This window comes from Phycisphaeraceae bacterium (assembly GCA_019636655.1).
In the GTDB taxonomy this organism is placed as follows: domain Bacteria; phylum Planctomycetota; class Phycisphaerae; order Phycisphaerales; family UBA1924; genus JAHBXB01.
Genome location: JAHBXB010000003.1, coordinates 1 through 16,948 on the forward strand (window position 1 = coordinate 1; position 16,948 = coordinate 16,948).

The following is a 16,948-nucleotide window of genomic DNA, read 5'->3' on the forward strand; positions in this document are numbered from 1 at the left end:
GACCAGCGCGGCCTGGAACTCCGCCGCCGCTCCCGCGAAACCGCCCGCCGCGCCGCCGCCCTCCTGCTTCGCCTCGCCAACTTCACCCCCGGCCCGCGACGCTTCACCTCCACCCCGCGGCCATCTCCAACTCCATCACAGCCCACCCCAACTTCGACCTCCTCCCCCTCCGAGCCCATTCAGTCTCACGTTTCCGCTCCCCTCCCCGCCCCTCCGTCACGACCAGTCCCGGCCCCCGCTCCGTCCGCCACTGCACCCCTACCCCAACCTATCTCCGATCATCCCGCCCCACTTCCCCGAATCCCGCTCCCCCAACTCACCCCCGCCGCGCCCACAGCCCACTCATCCCCTCGCCTCCCCTCCCCAGTCCCCTGCGCCGCCGGCCCCTAGTGCCGCGAGCCCTCGAGGCATTCCGCCGCATCCTCCAGGATGTACGCCGACAGCACATCCGGCTTCCCCGCCGAGACCAGCGACGAGTGCAGCATGAACTCGGCGTGATACTCCATCGCGCCCGCCACCGATGCGTCCGCCTCCCCAGCCTCGATGAACACATGGATCCCCCATGGATGGTTCGTCCCGTTGTCCGGCTGGATGTTCTCCACGTGCCACGCCGCGGCTGCCAGGCACCGCCGCCGCCACTCCTCGCGCCCGCGCAGCCGCGCCAGATGCCACGCCGCATGCAGCGAACTCAGTTCCTCCTCTGTCCAAACCTCGATCGGACCCGATGGCTCCCCGAGCAACGGCCCCTGCCCTTGCTCCCCCGATCCAAGCGCCGCCACCACCCTCCCCGGATCCGCCCCATGATCCAGGAGCATCGACCACAACCTCGCCGCCGGCCCGCCCGACTCAACCGCCGCACCCCTGCGCCCGGCCCGCCACGCGAGGAACGGCCCATCCACCTCGCGCCGATGCCCCGCCTCATCCCGAAACTCTCCGGACGGCGGCATTCCCGGACCAACAGACAGCCCCGCGTACCCCCGCAATCGGTTCGCCCACTGGCGGGTGTGGACGCTCGGCATGAAGGATGCTCCAGTCGACGCAAGAACTCTTGGCGCAAGTCGGTGCGCGGGTATGCTAAGCGTGGGATGTCACGCGCCGACGCCTCAACACTCTCTCGGTTGCACGAGCGGCTCTGCCCCTCCTGCGGCTACCGCGGCCGGGACCTTCCGGTCGCCAGCGACAGCCACGATTTCGAATGCCCCTCCTGCGGCGCCGACCTCTACGCCCGCCCCCCGCGCAGCTACGCCGAGATGGAAGGCCTCTCGGGCGCCGACGACTGCGCCACGCTCCTCGATGTCGAGGACCTCGCCGGTGTTTCTCTACCGGGAGGCCGGCGACGCCGCAGCCTGCTCCGCCGCCTGTGGGCCTGGTTTACCCGCCGCTAGGTCCACCGCCGCCATCCCCGGCTCCAGCAACTCGACCCGCAGCGCCCCCTGCGCCGCCGGCCGCGAAAGCCCAAGTTCACAACTCACCGGCCCCCCCCGCCTGAACCGCTCGGCGTTGGGCGCCTCGTGCCATCGTCCCGGCGCCCTCGTGGGGTGGTACAGATGAAGCACGATGATCCGGTCAACCCCGACCGCCGCCCGTCCGCCCGACCGGTGAAACCGCCGGCCGAAGTCGTCGTCCTCCTGCCCGTAGTCCTCGTACCCCTCGTCAAACCCGTTGAGCATCCGGTACGCACCCAGCGACACCGAGAAGTTCGCGCTCAGCAACTTCGGCTTGTGCGCCTTCCCGAGCCCGAATCGCCGCAGCCACTGCTCGCGTGCGTACCGCCGCTGCCGCCGCGCCAGCATCCCGCCCTGGGCCGCCGTTACCTCGACAGGCAGCAGCCCCTGCCGCAGCCGGGCCTCGTCGAACCCGTCTGTCTGCTCCGGTGTGAGGTCGACCCGGTACCCGATGACCAGGTCCGCCCGCCGTCGCTTCGCCAGGGATGCGTGCAGCAACACCGCGTCCGACGCCGGGCAGCAGTCCCCATCCAGGAGCACCAGCCGCGCCTCGTCGGGCAACTCCGGCCATCGCGCCAGCGCCGCCCGCACCCCGTTGTTGCGAACCTGGCTCGACCGCCCGCGCCCCGTGAACGGACGCCACACCCGCACGATTGGAACCCCGAACTCGCTCGACGCCGCGCCGATCGTCTCCAGCAACTCGCGTTCGTCCGTGTCGCACGACACCACGACCCCGTCCGGTCGCCTCGACTGCGATGCCACGCCAAGCAGCGTCCGGCGCAGGTGCCGAGGGGTATGAGTGGAGAGGATCACAATGATCGGGGCGTCGCTCATCGGCCGCACAAGTGTAAGCGACGCCGCCCTCCCGCCCTGCCACGGTTCCCGGACGCTGGAAGGCTTGCCCGTTCGTGCGAGCGGTGCCGCCTGTGCCGCGACCCGTTGCACTCAGCCGCCCCGATCAATGCACGCCCGTCCCCGATCGCTCGATGTCAGGACCGGGCCCTGGGCGGCCCGGAGGCATCCATGACGGCACCCGGCACATGTGTTCGTGCTGACGACTACGGCCAGCGCGCCGAGGCAAACGGCCGCCCGGTCCAGGGCTCCACCCGCGGCAGCGTCCGCTTCAGCGCCGAACTCGACCTGGCCGAACTCGACGGACGGCGCCGCCCGGGCATGCCCTGGATCGGTCACGGCATCGAGATCAGCCGCTCGGAACTCGTCTTCCTCTCACGCAAGATGTGCTACGAGGAGCGGCTCCTCCTGGTCGCCGTGCACCTGATCGACGACCGGCCCGTCCCGCTCTTCGGCTCCGTCAACGGATGCGAGTACTACGGCGAGGGGCTCTACCGTACCTCGCTCTCCCTGCAGGAACTCCCGGAGGAGGACCCTGTCCGCGCCTGGATCAAGGAGATGAGCCACAAGGCGGGCAACTGACCGCCGCCAGTTGACCCGGGCACGCCACATGCTGAACCTTGCCCCATGGACGTGCTGACGGACGCCAACGACCTGCCACGACTCGCCGGCTGCCGGCTCGTCCCGACCATGGGCGCCCTCCACGAGGGCCACCTGAGCCTGCTCCGCGAGGCCCGCCGCCGCGGCGATGGACCGGTCGTCGCGACGATCTTCGTCAACCCGACCCAGTTCGGCCCGTCCGAGGACCTCTCGAAGTACCCCCGCACACTCGACGCCGACCTCGCCGCCTGCAAGGAGGCCGGCGCCGATGCGGTGTTCGTTCCCAGCGCCGATGTCGTCTACCCGCCCGAGTCGCCGCCGCTGGTCCCCGCGCTGCCGCCGGTTGCGACAACCCCAGGACTCGAGGACCGCGTGCGCCCCGGCCACTTCGCCGGAGTCTGCCAGGTCGTGCTGCGGCTGTTCGACCTGACGCGGCCGAGCCTCGCCGTCTTCGGCGAGAAGGACTGGCAGCAGTTGCAGGTCGTCCGCGCGATGGTGGCGCAGGAACGTCTGGATGTGCAGATCATCCAGGCGCCGACGCTGCGAGAACCCGGCGGTCTGGCCATGAGCAGCAGGAACCGATTCCTCTCGGAGGACGATCGTCGGCGTGCTCTGGCAATCAGCGCCGCCCTCTGCGAGGCGCAGCGTGCCCGCGAGGCGGACGAGGCCGAAGGGATGATGGTCGGAGTCCTTGCCGCCGCGGGGATCCAGCCCGACTATGCCGTGGCGCGCGATGCAGAGAGCCTGCTCCCGCCCTCGCCCGGTCCGGGCGAGTCACGGCCGATCCGTCTGCTGGTCGCTGCGCGGGTGGGGCCCATCCGGCTGCTGGACAACGCGCCGTGGGAGCCGGCGACGAGGGGTCGCGCATGACGCTCAGATGGCCATTGCGACGGCTCGCGGCGCCCGTCGCAATGGCTATCATGGCCCGATCGCCGTTCGTTCCATCAGCCTGCTTTTGCCGAGGGATTCGACTTGCTCCGCACGCCGCTGCACCAGTTCCACATTGATCACGGGGCCAAGATGGTCGAGTTCGCCGGCTGGGAGATGCCGCTGAGCTACGCGGGGGTGAACGGGTCGCCCGGCGGGCTGACCGAGGAGCACCTCCAGGTCCGGTCTGCGGGCGGGCTCTTCGACGTGTCGCACATGGGCCGGGTCAAGATGACCGGCCGGCACGCCCGGCGGCTGCTGGAGCGGCTCTGCACGCGCCGGATCGGCGACATGCAGGTCGGCCAGTGCCGGTACTCACTGGTGTGCAACGAGAACGGCGGCGTGCGCGACGACGTCATCGTGTACCGGAATGACGACGACGACTTCCTCGTTGTGGTGAACGCGAGCAATCGCGAGAAACTGCTCGGCCACTTCGAGCAGGTGCGCACCGCAGGGGACATGTCGGTCAAGATCGACGACCAGACCGCAGGCACCGCGATGGTGGCCCTGCAGGGCCCGAAGGTGATGCCGCTGATCTCGAAGTTCAGCAACGAGATCCCGTCGCTCAAGCGGTACCGGTTCGCGGTGAAGAACCTGCTGGTCCTCAAGCTCGTGGTCAGCCGGACGGGGTACACGGGCGAGGACGGCGTCGAGGTCATCCTGCCCGCAATGGCCGTCGGGATGGCGATGAAGATGCTGCTCAAGGATGCCGGGATGGACCGCTCCGACGCGATCATCCGTCCGGCGGGCCTCGGCGCGCGGGACACCCTGCGGCTGGAGGCGGGGATGCCCCTGTACGGCCACGAACTCGGCGAGGAGTTCGACGCGCTCTCATCGGGCCTCGATTTCGCGATCGCGCTCGACAAGGACTCCGACGAGCGGGGCGAAAAGTTTATCGGCATGGACGCGCTGCGGCGCATCCGCGACAACGGCGGACCGGCGCGCCGGCTTGTCGGTCTGCGGCTCGAGGGGAAGCGCAGCGCCCGCCAGGGGATGGCCGTCAAGGCCGGGAGCAAGGCGGTGGGCGTCGTCACCAGCGGCTGCCCGAGCCCGACGCTCGGGTACCCGATCGCCATGGCCTATGTGGACAAGGAGTTCGCGGTGGCCGGAACCGAACTTGCCGTGGACACCGGCCGGGAGGCGGTGATGGAGGCGGCAATCGTGCCGATGCCGTTCTACAAGGCGCCGAAGGTCGGCTAGCGTGACGGCAGGACGGCTCGAGCAATGGGGGAGAGACGGCTCGATGCGCAGGCTCTACTTCGACAACGCGGCGACCAGTTTCCCCAAGCCCGACAGGGTCTTCGAGGCGATGGATGCGTTTGCACGCTCCAACGGCTCCTCGCCCAGGGGCCGGTACCGGGAGGCCCGTGACGCGGCGGACCTCGTGCAGACGTGCCGCGAGCGGATCGCCACGCTCATCGGCGCGACCAACCCGGAGGGGATCGTGTTCACGCTGAACACGACCGATGCGCTGAACCTCGCGATTCACGGCATGGTCGAGCACCGCCGGCGGACCGAGCCGGGGAGGCCGATCCACCTCGTCACCAGTTGGCTCGACCACAACTCGGTGCTGCGGGTGCTCAACTCGCTCGACGGCCTCGGAGTCGAGCAGACAAGGATCATGCCCGAGCCGGGCACGCACCACGTCACGCCGGGGCAGGTCGCGGCGGCGATCCGGAAGGACACGCTTCTTGTCGCGGTGAACCACGCCAGCAACGTCACCGGCGCCGTGCAGCCTGTTGCCGAGATCGGCCGGGTCTGCCGCGTTGCGGGGGTTCCCTTTCTCGTTGATGCGGCCCAGTCGCTCGGCCACGTCCCTGTCGACGTCGGCGAGATCGGGGCGGACCTGCTGGCCTTTCCGGGGCACAAGGGGTTGCTCGGTCCGACCGGGACGGGTGGGCTGTACATCCGCCGCGGGATGGAACTGCTGCTGGAACCGGTGCGGCAAGGCGGCACCGGGACCAGATCAGAAGAGGACGTTCAGCCGCGGATGCTGCCGGACCGGTTTGAGCCGGGGTCGCCGAACACCGTCGGGATTGTCGGGCTTTCCGAGGGGGTTCGGCACCTGCTTGATCACGGGGCCGAGTCGGTACGCGAGCACGAGCGGCGTCTCATGGAGCCGATTCTCGAGGGCGTCTCCCAGGGCCGGTTCGAGGGGCTCTCGCTGCTTGGGCCTCGTGACGCACGCGGTCGCGTCGGGGTGTTCTCGTTCGTGCACGAGTCGCTGTCTCCGGTGCGGATCGCGGACCTGCTCGAGGAGCGGTTCGGCATCCTCACACGGGCGGGGCTCCACTGTGCGCCGCTGGCGCACCGGATGCTGGGCACCGATCCGCCACGCGGCGAGGGCGCGGTGCGGCTGAGCCTGGGGCCTTTCCTGACTGGGGAGGAGGTTGAGTATGCGTGCCGGGCGCTCGAAGAGGTGTGCACCGAGAGGGCGCCGGCGGGGGCGCGGCGGGCGTAGTCGGCTAGTCCTGCGTGGGGACGTCTTCCCAGCGGCCGTCCATGTGGCGGACGATGGCGCCGCTGGTGACGTAGATGACCTGCTCGGCGATATTGGTCGAGTGGTCGGCCATCGCCTCGGCGCAGGTGGCGATCTCCTGCAGCGCGACGGCCAGGTCGACGGAGACCTGGCCGGTGGCGACCTGCGAGGACACCTCGCGGAGAACGGTGCGCTTGAAGGCTTCTACGGCGTCCTCGCTGGCGAGGGCGACGCGGGCGAGTTTCTTGTCGCCGCGGTCGAGAGAGGTGATCACGTCGCGGAGGATGCCGACGACGCTGTTGGCGAGGACCCGGAACGCCTGGGGCACGGCCGCGGCGGAGCTCTGGAGTGTCCTGATCTGCTTGGCGATGCGGAGGCCAAGGTCGGCGATGCGCTCGAGTTCGTTGTTGACCTTGACGATGGTCAGGACCATGCGGAGCTGGTCCGGCGGGAGGGCGGCGCCGGCGGCGGTCGCATCCTTGAGCAGGTCGACGGAGGCTTGCTCGATCGCGACGTCGACGCGGTCGATGATGTTGTCGGCCTGGAGGATCTGGTCGGCGGCCTCGGCGTCTTTCGCGAAGACGGCGTCGAAGGCCGCTTCGATGAGGGTCTGGACGCGCCGGCCCTGCTGCGCGATGTCCGCCCGGAGCATCGCGAGTCGCTGTGCAAAGCCTTGTGGTGTGGTCGGCATGGCGGGCGGGGCCTCGATCGCGGGCGCGGCCGCGATTCCAATAGCGTACCCGATACCGCGATGGAGTTCCCAGCGGGGGCGAGGCCGGGCCCGCATTGGGTATCATGCGACGCCCGGCGGGGCCTGTGGGGGCCATGCCCGGGACCGCACGTCTTCACAAAGGGGCCCCAAGTCCATGCTCTTCGAGATTGATCGAATCCACGCCCGTCAGATCCTTGATTCCCGCGGCAACCCGACGGTTGAGGTCGACGTTGAACTCGCGGGTGGCGCGATGGGGCGGGCCGCGGTGCCGTCGGGCGCTTCCACGGGGGAGCACGAGGCGGTGGAACTCCGCGACGGGGACAAGGGCAAGTACGGCGGGAAGGGGGTGCGCAAGGCGGTCGCCAATGTCAACGAGCGCATCGCCGCGGCGGTGGTCGGGATGGACGCGCGGGACCAAGAGGGCGTGGACGCGGCGATGATCGAACTCGACGGCTCGGCGACGAAGGCGTCGCTCGGGGCGAACGCGGTGCTGGGGGTGTCGATCGCGGTGGCGAAGGCCGCCGCGGAGGCGTCGGGGTTGCCGCTGTTCCGGTACCTGGGCGGGTCGGCGGCGAAGGTGATGCCGGTGCCGATGCTGAACATCCTGAACGGGGGGAAGCACGCGGACAACACGGTGGATTTCCAGGAGTTCATGATCCAGCCGTGGGGCTTCGACGATTTCGGCGAGGCGATGCGAGCGGGCGTGGAGATCTACCACGCGCTGAAGAAGGTGCTCCACGACAAGGGGTTGTCGACGGCGGTGGGTGACGAGGGCGGGTTTGCGCCGAACCTCAAGAGCAACGAGGAGGCGCTGAAGATCATCGAGGAGGCGGTGGGGCGGGCGAAGTACAAATGGGGGGAGCAGATCTTCGTCGCCCTCGACCCCGCCACGAGCGAGTGCTGGAACGAGGCCGCCGCGGACAAGAAGGCGAAGAAGCCGGGCTACAAGATGTTCAAGAGTTCCGGCGAGGTGCTGTCGAGCGACGACATGATCGAGTTGTGGGCGTCGTGGTGCAAGAAGTACCCGATCCGGTCGATCGAGGACGGGCTGGCGGAGAACGACTGGGCGGGGTGGAAGAAGCTCACCGCGAGGCTGGGGGACCGGGTGCAGCTCGTGGGCGACGACCTGTTCGTGACGAACCGGAAGTTCCTGTCGCGGGGGCTGTCGGAGGGGTGCGGGAACGCGATCCTGGTGAAGGTGAACCAGATCGGGACGCTGTCGGAGACGTTCGATGCGGTGAACCTGGCGATGCGGAACCGCTACTCGGCGGTGCTGTCGCACCGGTCGGGCGAGACCGAGGATTCGACGATCGCGGACATCGCGGTGGCGACCAACTGCGGGCAGATCAAGACCGGCGCGCCGTGCAGGTCGGACCGGAACGCGAAGTACAACCAGTTGCTGCGGATCGCCGAGATGCTGGGGGATGATGCGGTGTACGGTGCGGCGACGTGGAACCGCTGACAGGAGGGCGCGGTGGAGAAGCCCAGGGAAGTGGACCGGCGGGTGCTGCACAAGGGGCGGAAGTTCGACCTTGAGCAGGTGACTCTCGCAACGAGTTCCGGCCGGCGGATGACGCGCGAGGTCGTGCGGCATCCGGGCGCCGTCGTCGTGGTCCCGGTACTGGCGGACGGTCGGCTGGTGATGATCCGCAACTACCGGTTCGCGGTCGGGGAGACGCTCTACGAGTTCTGCGCGGGAACGCTCGAGCCGCCGGAGCCGCCGGCGGAATGCGCCCGGCGGGAACTGATCGAGGAGACGGGGTACGAGGCGGCCGAGATGGAGGGGCTCGGATCCTTTTATACGACCTCGGGGATGACCGATGAGAGGATGCACGCCTTCATCGCGCGGCGCCTGACCGAGGTGGGGCAGCGGCTCGAGGAGGATGAGCAGATCGAGGTGGTCCTCAAGTCGCCGGAGGAGGCACTGGCGATGGTGGACTCGGGGGAACTGGTGGACGCCAAGTCGATCGTGGCCCTGCTCAGGGCGCACCGGCTGGGCAGGCTGAGGCCGTAGGGCTCGAGGGAACGGCCGGCGGCGGCGATGGTAGAAAGGGTGTGCAAGCAGGACGCGGAGCGGCCATGGGATTCCAGGATCGGAGGTACAACGAGAATGTGGGGCGGGGCGGGGGGTTCAGCCGCGCGCTGCGCCGCCTGGCGGTGGGGGAGGACAGTTTCTTTTCGTGGGCCGTGCCGCTGTTCACAGCGTTCCGGATCCGCGTGCGGGTGCACCTGCTGTTCATCTTGTTCGCCGCGGTGCAGTTGATTCAGTCCATGCGGAGCGACTGGATCAGTTTCGGGTACCAGGCGTACGCGATCGCGGCGCTGTTTATCGTGGTGCTGCTCCACGAGTTCGGCCATTGCTTTGCCTGCCGGTGGGCGGGCGGGGAGGCGGACCGGATCCTGATGTGGCCGCTCGGCGGGCTGGCTTCGACGTCGCCGCCGAACCACTGGAAGGCGCACCTGATCACGACGGCTGGGGGGCCGGCGGTCAACGTGCTGCTGCTCCCGGTGTTCGGCGCGATGGTGGTGGGTGTGGGCGTCGACTGGCATGCGCTGCTGTCGAACCCGTTCGACCCGTACCGGGCGATCGTGGTGGCGGGCATCACGACGCACACGGAGCGGCTGGTCTTCTGGCTCTACCAGATGAACCTGATGCTGCTGATGTTCAACGTGCTGCTGCCGATGTACCCGCTGGACGGGGCGAGGCTGCTGCAGGAGGTGCTGTGGAAGTACGTCGGGTACGAGCGGTCGATGTCGATCTCGGTCAACCTCGGGCTGGTGGTGGCCGTGATCGTCGGGCTGTACGCGCTAACGACGCCGGGGAACTCGATCCTTCTCGGGGTGGCGATTTTCGCGGGGTTCATGTGCGTGAACGAGCGGCGGAACCTGCAGTTCATGAGGGACGCGGGCGAGTTCGCACCCTCGTACGCAACCGCGGCGCGGGCGGCGGCTGTCCCACCGAGGCGGGATGCCCGAGCTGAGAAACGGGCCGTGCGCGAGGCGGCCCGTGAGGCGGCGGAGCAGGCGGAGATCGACCGGATCCTGGAGAAGATCGCCCGCGAGGGGATGGGGAGACTGACGTCGCGCGAGCGGCGCACCCTCGAGCAGGCAACGGAGCGGAAGCGACGCGGCTAGTCTTTGGCCTTCCGGCGGCTTGTCGTCCGGGATCAGGAAGCGTTCATGGGGCTGGCGGATCGAGACTACTACAGGGCGAGGAGCGGCGGCGGCGGCGCTGTGCGCCCGAGCGATCGCGTGTGGAGCCTCAAGCCCGTGTCGGTGAACACGTGGCTGATCGTGATCAACATCCTGGTCTTTGTCGTGGGTGGCACGCTGCTGCACGGCAAGGACTGGTCGGTCGCTGGTTCATGGGCGTTCCCGGAGGGGACGACGCAGGAGCAGATGCGGCTGTCGTGGGTGGACGAGAAGGTCACGTTCAAGGTTCCCGATGGGCCGGGGCATATGTTCTACCACCCGGTATACGTGCCGCGGGTGGACTCGGCGGGGAAGGTCAGGATGGGGCCGGATGGCAAGCCCGCCGCGTACGAGCCGGTGGGGCGGCAGGAGGTGCTGCGGCTGCCGATCCTCACGGCGATCGGGCACTTCTCGACGGGGAAGGCGTTCATTCAGTACGAGGTGTGGCGGTTCATCACGTTCCAGTTCCTGCATGCCAACTGGATGCACATCGCGTTCAACATGCTGGGGCTGTACTTTGTCGGCGGGATGGTCGAGCAGCGGCTGGGGGGGAAGCGGTACCTGGCGTTCTACCTGATGTGCGGCATCTGCGGCGCGCTGGTGTACCTGTTCCTGAACCTGCTGGGGTACCTCAACATCAACCTGCCGGGGGTGCTGTTCTCGGATCCGTACACGCCGCTGGTGGGGGCGTCGGCGGGGGTGTTCGGCGTGCTGCTGGCCGCGGCGTATCTGTACCCGCGGGAGATCGTGGATGTGCTGTTCATCCTGCCGATGGAGCTGCGGACGGCGGTGTACGCGTTCACGGCGCTGGCGGTGGTGAACCTGTTCATGGGAGGGAACAACGCGGGGGGCGATGCGGCGCACGTGGGCGGGGCGATTGCGGGGGCGTACTTCATCCGGCACCCGCACCTGCTCAACGAGTTCTTCGACATCTTCGGGAGATCGGCGCCGGCCGCGGCCCGGAAGCCCGGGGTGGCGAGGGCGGTGTTCGACGATCCGGAGATCGACCGCATCATGGCCAAGGCGAGCCAGCACGGGCTGGCGAGCCTGAGCGACGGGGAGCGGCGGGCGCTGCGGTCGGCGCGCGAGGGGTTGGGATGATCGGCGCGAGTTCTCCCCGCCGGGCGGAGAGCCGGGACGACAGGAACCCATGAGCCTGACGCTGCAGATCGAAGCGCGGTCGCGCCGGTGCCAGGCCAGGACGGGCCGGGTGGTGACGCCCAACGGGAGTTTCGAGGTGCCGGCGTTCATGCCGGTCGGCACGCGGGCGACCATCAAGGGCGTGCTGCCGTCGCTGGTGCGGGAGATCGGGGCACAGATCGTGCTCGCGAACACGTACCACCTGATGCTGCGGCCGGGGGAGCGGATCGTCGCCGGGCAGGGGGGGCTGCACCGGTTCATGAACTGGTCCGGGCCGATCCTGACGGATTCGGGCGGGTACCAGGCGTATTCGATGGCGGACCTCAACACGGTGACCGACGACGGGGTGACGTTCCGCTCGGTGGTGGATGGATCGCGGGTTCACCTGTCGCCCGAGCGGGCGATCGAGGTGCAGAACCTGCTCGGGGCGGACATCATCATGGCGTTCGACGACTGCCCGCCGAGCGTGGATCCCGGGGCCGCGCCGGTGAACCAGACGCGGCTGCGGGAGGCGGCTCGGCGCGATTCAAGAGGAGCGTCGTACGACCATGCGAAGCGGCTGAGGGAGGCCAACGAGCGGACGGTGCGATGGCTGGAGCGGTGCCGGGACGCGCACATGGGAGGGCCGCGAGCGGCGGACCAGGCGCTCTTCGGGATCGTTCAGGGCGGGACGGATCTGGAGCAGCGTGCGTGGTCGGTGTCTCGGGTGTGCGGCATCGAACTGCCGGGGTACGCGATCGGCGGGGTCGCGGTCGGTGAGGAGTTCGAGCAGATCGCTGGGGTGGTGCGGCACACCGCGCCGCTGCTGCCGGAGAGCAAGCCGCGGTATCTGATGGGCGTGGGGTACGAGCGGGACCTGCTCGCGGCGGTGTGCGCGGGGGTGGACATGTTCGACTGCGTGCTGCCGACGCGGAACGGCCGGAACGCGAGCGCGTTTACCTCGACGGGGGCGATCCGGCTGCGGAACTCGGTGCACGCGGAGGACGGGGGGCCGATCGAGGCGGGGTGTGATTGCCCGGCGTGCGCGGGGGCGGGGGGCGACGGGGGGAGCGAAAGTCACTTTTCCCGCGCCTATATTCGGCATCTGTTCCTCGCGGAGGAGATGCTCGGACCGATTCTTGTCACGCTGCATAACCTGAGGCACTTCCAGCGCTTCATGGCTGACCTGAGGCGAACAATCCGCGAGGATGACTGGAGTCGGTTTGTGAAGCGGTGGCCCGTGGCACGCGAGGGGCTTCCGTCGGCGCTGTCCGCGCCGGTGGGCGGCGTCGGCGAACAGGCGTGATGGCCGCCGGAAGGCCGTTGGCTCTGGCAGTAAGAGCAGTAAGAAAGGTTGAACATGTTCGAGGCGGCGGAACTCGGATCTCAGACGGTGTGGACTCTGGCGCAGGCGGGTGGTGGCGAGTTGGTCGCTCCCGGGAATCCGGCGTCGCCGGGCGCGGCAACAGGCCCGGGCGTAACCACTCCGGGTGCGGGCACGACCGGGGCGGCGGGCGGCGGGCAGGGGCAGACGCCGGGTGGGTTCGGGGGTTTTGGTCTGCTGCCGGTGCTGATGCTCGCGTTCCTCGGGTTCATCATCATCTCGTCGGTGATGGGCCAGCGGAAGGAGAAGCGCAAGCGCGAGGCGATGATGTCGTCGCTGTCGCGTCACGACCGGGTGCAGACGATCGGCGGGATCATCGGGACGATCGTTGAGCTGAAGTCCGACGAAGTGATCCTGAAGGTTGATGAGAACAGCAACACGCGGATCCGCTTCTCGAGGGCGGCGATCCAGCAGGTGCTCAAGTCGGCGAACAGCGGTACGCCCGAGCAGCCGGCGCTGGAGGTCAAGGTCGGGCAGCAGCAGGGGGCCGGCGTGTAAGGATTGGTTGGGTCGCCCGGTCGGGCGATCCGCGGTGCCCGGGGCGTCCGCTGGGCGCCGGTGCGGCGGGTGAGGTCGGGGGTCACTGGTCTTCTTAGGGATCCTGAGTCCAATGCGGAAACCCGTTCAAGGCGCGTTCTGGGTACTTGTCTCGGTGCTCATTGCCATCTGGGCCATCGCCGGCGATGCGCCACCGAAGGGGTTCCGGATCGGCAAGGTGTCGTTCGGCAAGGACCTTGCCGGTGGCGTGAGCCTGGTGTACCAGGTGGACATCAAGCCGGGGGATCCTCCGGACACGCTGGCGCGGGTCATGGAGGTGCTCAAGAAGCGGGTGGACCCGGCGGGCAACCTCGAGATCTCGATGTCGGCGCAGGGGTCGGACCGCATCGAGATCACGATGCCGCTGCCCAGCGCGCGGAGCAAGGAGCTGCGGGCGAAGTTTGATGAGGCGCTCGCCAGGGCGACCGCGGGGTACGTGACGGACGATGACCTGCAACTGGTGCTCTCCGACACGCCCGAGGGACGGGAGAAGCGGATCAAGGGGCTGGCGCAGGGGAACGAGGACGTCGCGAGGCTGCTGGCCGAGACGGCCAGGAAGTACGACGCGATGCTCACGGCCCGGCGGGCCTACGAGGAGCCGAGGCAGCGGGTGCGCGACCTGCAGGCGCAGATCGCCGAGCTCAAGTCCGCCGCGCCGGAGAACCGGCAGCAGGCGTTGATCGACACCGCGGAGGCGTCGCTGGTGACGGCGGAGAAGCAGCTCAACGCGCTGGCGGCGGCCGCCGCGCCGGCCGAGCTGGAGTTCGACCGGTCGAAGCAGGAGCTGCTGACGGCGGCGGTCTCGGACCGGGAGATGCTCAGCGCGCTGCGGCGGTCGAAGGCGGCGGTGCGGCTGCACGACGTGGGGACGAAGTACATCGTGCTGCCGAGCCCGCGGGAGCAGGCGATCGAGCGGCTCAAGGAGCAGCACCACGCGGCGGCGGGGCGGATCGACGAGTGCATCGCGGCGTGGGAGACGTACGAGGCGGAGCGGTCGACGCTGGATGATCCGGAGGATCTGAAGCGGCTGCTCCGCGGGGCGGGCGTGCTCAACTTCCGCATCACCGTGAAGCCGGGGCAGGTGCCGGACGAGAGCTCGCTGCGGGAGAGCGTGTCGGCCGCCGGGCCGCGGAACGCGGGGAACGAGCAGGTCGGGTGGTACAAGCTCAACAAGCTGGAGGGGTGGTACTCGGATGCGAACGAGCTGCGGGCGGTGCGGGACAACCCCCGGGGGTTCTTCGCCAGCCGAAACTTCATCGTTGAGCCGTACGAGGGCGACTACTACATCCTGTGCTACCGCACGGAGGGCAGCCAGTTGACGGAGGCCTCCGGGCAGTGGCGCGTGGCGAACGCGTACCCGGGGCAGGACCAGATCGGTCGCCCGGCGATCGACTTCGAGATGGACGCGGTGGGGGGGAGCAAGCTGGGCCGGCTGACGGAGAACAACGTCGGCAACAACATGGCCGTGCTGCTGGACGACGAGGTGTACACGGCGCCGGTGCTGCGGGACCGGATCTCGGTGCGGGGGCAGATCTCCGGGTCGTTCTCGCCGCGGGAGATCGACTACATCGTGCAGGTGCTGTCGGCGGGCTCGCTCCAGGCGAAGCTGATCCCGGACCCGATCAGCGAGTCGAAGCTGGGGCCGTCGCTGGGCGCGGACAACCTGCGGAGGGGCTCGGTCGCGCTGGCGATCTCGTTCGTCGCGGTGTCGGCGTTCATGGTGTTCTACTACTTCATGTGCGGGGCCCTGTCGGTGGTCGCGCTGTTCCTGAACGGCCTGCTGCTGGTGGGGGCGATGGCGCTGCAGCACGCGCCGTTCACGCTGCCGGGGATCGCGGGCGTGGCGCTGACGTTCGGCATCGCGGTCGACGCGAACGTGCTGATCTACGAGCGCATGCGCGAGGAGCTGATGCACGGGGCGGACGCGCGGACGGCGGTGCGGCTGGGGTACCACCGGGCGCTGTCGTCGATCGTCGACGGCAACCTCACCAACCTGATCCCGTGCATCGTACTGGGCTTCGTCGGGACGCCGGAGATCAAGGGGTTCGCGATCACGCTGGGCATCGGCGTGGTGACGACGCTGTTCATGCAGCTGTTCGCGACGCGGATGCTGTTCACGCTGTTCGTGGACTACTTCGGGCTCCGCCGGCTGCGGATGCTGCCGATGGTCGTGCCGGCGATCCACCGGGTGCTGACGCCGAACATCGACTGGCTGGGGCTGCGGTTCTATTTCATCGCGTTCTCGGTGATCACGACGCTGCTGAGCATCGGCCTGGTGGCGACCGAGGGGACGCACCTGCTCGACACCGAGTTCCGCGGCGGGACGGCGGTGACCATCACGCTCAAGCGCGACCCGCAGACCGGCGAGCAGGTGACGATGAAGCGGGCGCAGGTGGAGGAGCGGCTGAGCAAGATCGCTGCGGAGGCGCCGGCCGGGTCCCCGCTCAAGGAGCTGGGCAACGCGTCGATCATCGTGGTGAACCCGCGTTCGGACGGGGTGACGTCGAGCGATTTCACGATCAAGACGGTGCTGACGGACTCGGGCGCGGTGCAGTCGGCCGTGGTCAAGGCGTTCGAGGACCAGATCGAGTCGCAGAAGCGGCTGATGTTCGCCGGGGCGGGCGAGGACGTGAGCAAGGCGCCGGTGTACCCGGTGCTCGACCCGGTGCTCGGGCGGGTGATCGACCGGCCCGAGGTGACCAACGACGTCTCGGGGTTCTACGGCGGCGTGGCGATCCTGCTCGACGGGATCGAGCCGCCGGCGCCGATCGAGTCGATCCAGCGGCGGTTTGCGCTCGCGCGGCAGCGGCCGGAGTTCAAGGACACGCTGCTGCGGCAGACGCGGGTGATCATCCTGTCGGGCGGGCCGGAGGCGGTCGGCTCGGCGGTGGTCGTGGTGCACGACCCGAACGTTCCGTTCCGCGAACTGCCGCAGTGGCGCCGTGACCTGGCGTCGGGGGAATGGTCGATCGTCAACGTGGCCCTGACGGAGGAGACGACGCTCGCGAGCGTGCAGAACTTCAGCGCGGCGATCGCGCGGACGTTCCGGGCGCAGGCGATCTTCTCGATCGGCCTGAGCACGCTGCTGATCGTCATCTATGTGTGGGTGCGGTTCAACTCGCTGCGGTACTCGCTCGCGGCGATCATCGCGACAATCCACGACTGCGTCATCGCGGTGGGGGCGGTGGCCGCGGCGAGTATCCTGTACGAGAAGATGCCCGACGTGGCGAAATCGCTCGGGCTGATGCCGTTCAAGTTCGACCTGACGCTGGTGGCCGCGGTGCTGACGATCCTCGGGTATTCGCTGAACGACACGATCATCATCATGGACCGGATCCGCGAGGTGAAGGGCAAGCTGCCCCACGCCGGCCGCGAGATGGTCAACGACGCGATCAACCGGACGCTGAGCCGTACGGTGATCACCTCGGGCACGGTGGCGCTGTCGGCCACGATCATTTATGTGTTCGGCGGGGAGGGGGTCCGGTCGTTCGCGTTCGCCATGCTGGTGGGCGTGGTGGCGGGGACGTATTCATCCTTCGGCATCGCGGCGCCGATTGTGTGGGTGAAGAAGTATGATCACCTGGGGCCGGGCTCTCCGCACGGGGCGCCCGGGTCGGTGACGGAGTCGGCCTCGATGAACGGGAGCAAGGATGCACAGGCGCCCCGGGCATTGCAGGAGCGAAGATAGCCACGGACGGAGA

The 16,948-nt window shown here is 68.9% G+C and carries 15 protein-coding genes; 12 read left to right on the forward strand and 3 right to left on the reverse strand.

Annotated features, from left to right (window positions below):
- Window positions 1-386 precede the first annotated feature (386 nt).
- Window positions 387-1,019, reverse strand: a complete 633-nt coding sequence (locus tag KF745_09925) for a hypothetical protein (GenBank protein MBX3358735.1) — start codon at window positions 1,017-1,019, stop codon at window positions 387-389.
- Between the two features lie 66 nt (window positions 1,020-1,085).
- On the opposite strand from KF745_09925, the gene KF745_09930 reads away from it, so the two are divergent.
- Complete coding sequence (locus KF745_09930; protein MBX3358736.1) at window positions 1,086-1,385, forward strand: hypothetical protein; 300 nt, start codon at window positions 1,086-1,088, stop codon at window positions 1,383-1,385.
- Here the strand turns inward: KF745_09930 and KF745_09935 are convergent.
- Window positions 1,320-2,279 (reverse strand): hypothetical protein, encoded by a 960-nt coding sequence (locus KF745_09935; protein MBX3358737.1) that lies wholly within the window; start codon window positions 2,277-2,279, stop codon window positions 1,320-1,322. The two genes, KF745_09930 and KF745_09935, sit on opposite strands and share 66 nt — an antisense overlap.
- A gap of 189 nt (window positions 2,280-2,468) precedes the next feature.
- On the opposite strand from KF745_09935, the gene KF745_09940 reads away from it, so the two are divergent.
- The 4 genes from KF745_09940 to KF745_09955 all read left to right on the forward strand — a co-directional run bounded on the left by KF745_09940 (window position 2,469) and on the right by KF745_09955 (window position 6,285).
- Window positions 2,469-2,879, forward strand: a complete 411-nt coding sequence (locus tag KF745_09940) for a hypothetical protein (GenBank protein ID MBX3358738.1) — start codon at window positions 2,469-2,471, stop codon at window positions 2,877-2,879.
- A gap of 45 nt (window positions 2,880-2,924) precedes the next feature.
- Window positions 2,925-3,767 (forward strand): pantoate--beta-alanine ligase, encoded by an 843-nt coding sequence (panC, locus tag KF745_09945; GenBank protein MBX3358739.1) that lies wholly within the window; start codon window positions 2,925-2,927, stop codon window positions 3,765-3,767.
- A 102-nt stretch (window positions 3,768-3,869) separates the two neighbouring features.
- A complete protein-coding gene (gcvT, locus tag KF745_09950; GenBank protein ID MBX3358740.1) occupies window positions 3,870-5,024 on the forward strand; it encodes a glycine cleavage system aminomethyltransferase GcvT in 1,155 nt (384 codons plus the stop codon).
- Window positions 5,025-5,067: 43 nt separating this feature from the next.
- The gene (locus KF745_09955) at window positions 5,068-6,285 is read left to right on the forward strand and encodes an aminotransferase class V-fold PLP-dependent enzyme (protein MBX3358741.1); all 1,218 of its coding nucleotides are present in this window, start codon (window positions 5,068-5,070) and stop codon (window positions 6,283-6,285) included.
- Window positions 6,286-6,289: 4 nt separating this feature from the next.
- Here the strand turns inward: KF745_09955 and KF745_09960 are convergent, their stop codons facing one another.
- The gene (locus KF745_09960; GenBank protein ID MBX3358742.1) at window positions 6,290-6,994 is read right to left on the reverse strand and encodes a hypothetical protein; all 705 of its coding nucleotides are present in this window, start codon (window positions 6,992-6,994) and stop codon (window positions 6,290-6,292) included.
- Window positions 6,995-7,169: 175 nt separating this feature from the next.
- Here KF745_09960 and eno point away from each other — a divergent pair, with 175 nt between their 5' ends.
- The 7 genes from eno (at window position 7,170) to secD (ending at window position 16,935) form a co-directional block, all read left to right on the forward strand.
- A complete protein-coding gene (gene eno, locus KF745_09965; protein ID MBX3358743.1) occupies window positions 7,170-8,477 on the forward strand; it encodes a phosphopyruvate hydratase in 1,308 nt (435 codons plus the stop codon).
- Between the two features lie 12 nt (window positions 8,478-8,489).
- Complete coding sequence (locus tag KF745_09970; protein ID MBX3358744.1) at window positions 8,490-9,029, forward strand: NUDIX hydrolase; 540 nt, start codon at window positions 8,490-8,492, stop codon at window positions 9,027-9,029.
- 65 nt (window positions 9,030-9,094) lie between these two features.
- Window positions 9,095-10,150: a hypothetical protein gene (locus tag KF745_09975; protein MBX3358745.1), complete on the forward strand. Its 1,056-nt coding sequence runs from the start codon at window positions 9,095-9,097 to the stop codon at window positions 10,148-10,150.
- A gap of 45 nt (window positions 10,151-10,195) precedes the next feature.
- Entirely contained in the window at window positions 10,196-11,308 is a 1,113-nt protein-coding gene (locus tag KF745_09980) for a rhomboid family intramembrane serine protease (GenBank protein MBX3358746.1), read from the forward strand.
- Between the two features lie 49 nt (window positions 11,309-11,357).
- Entirely contained in the window at window positions 11,358-12,632 is a 1,275-nt protein-coding gene (locus tag KF745_09985) for a queuine tRNA-ribosyltransferase (GenBank protein ID MBX3358747.1), read from the forward strand.
- Between the two features lie 54 nt (window positions 12,633-12,686).
- Window positions 12,687-13,208 carry a preprotein translocase subunit YajC gene (gene yajC, locus KF745_09990; GenBank protein ID MBX3358748.1) on the forward strand — a complete coding sequence of 174 codons (522 nt, stop codon included), beginning with the start codon at window positions 12,687-12,689 and terminating at the stop codon, window positions 13,206-13,208.
- Between the two features lie 112 nt (window positions 13,209-13,320).
- A complete protein-coding gene (gene secD, locus KF745_09995; GenBank protein ID MBX3358749.1) occupies window positions 13,321-16,935 on the forward strand; it encodes a protein translocase subunit SecD in 3,615 nt (1,204 codons plus the stop codon).
- Window positions 16,936-16,948 lie beyond the last annotated feature (13 nt).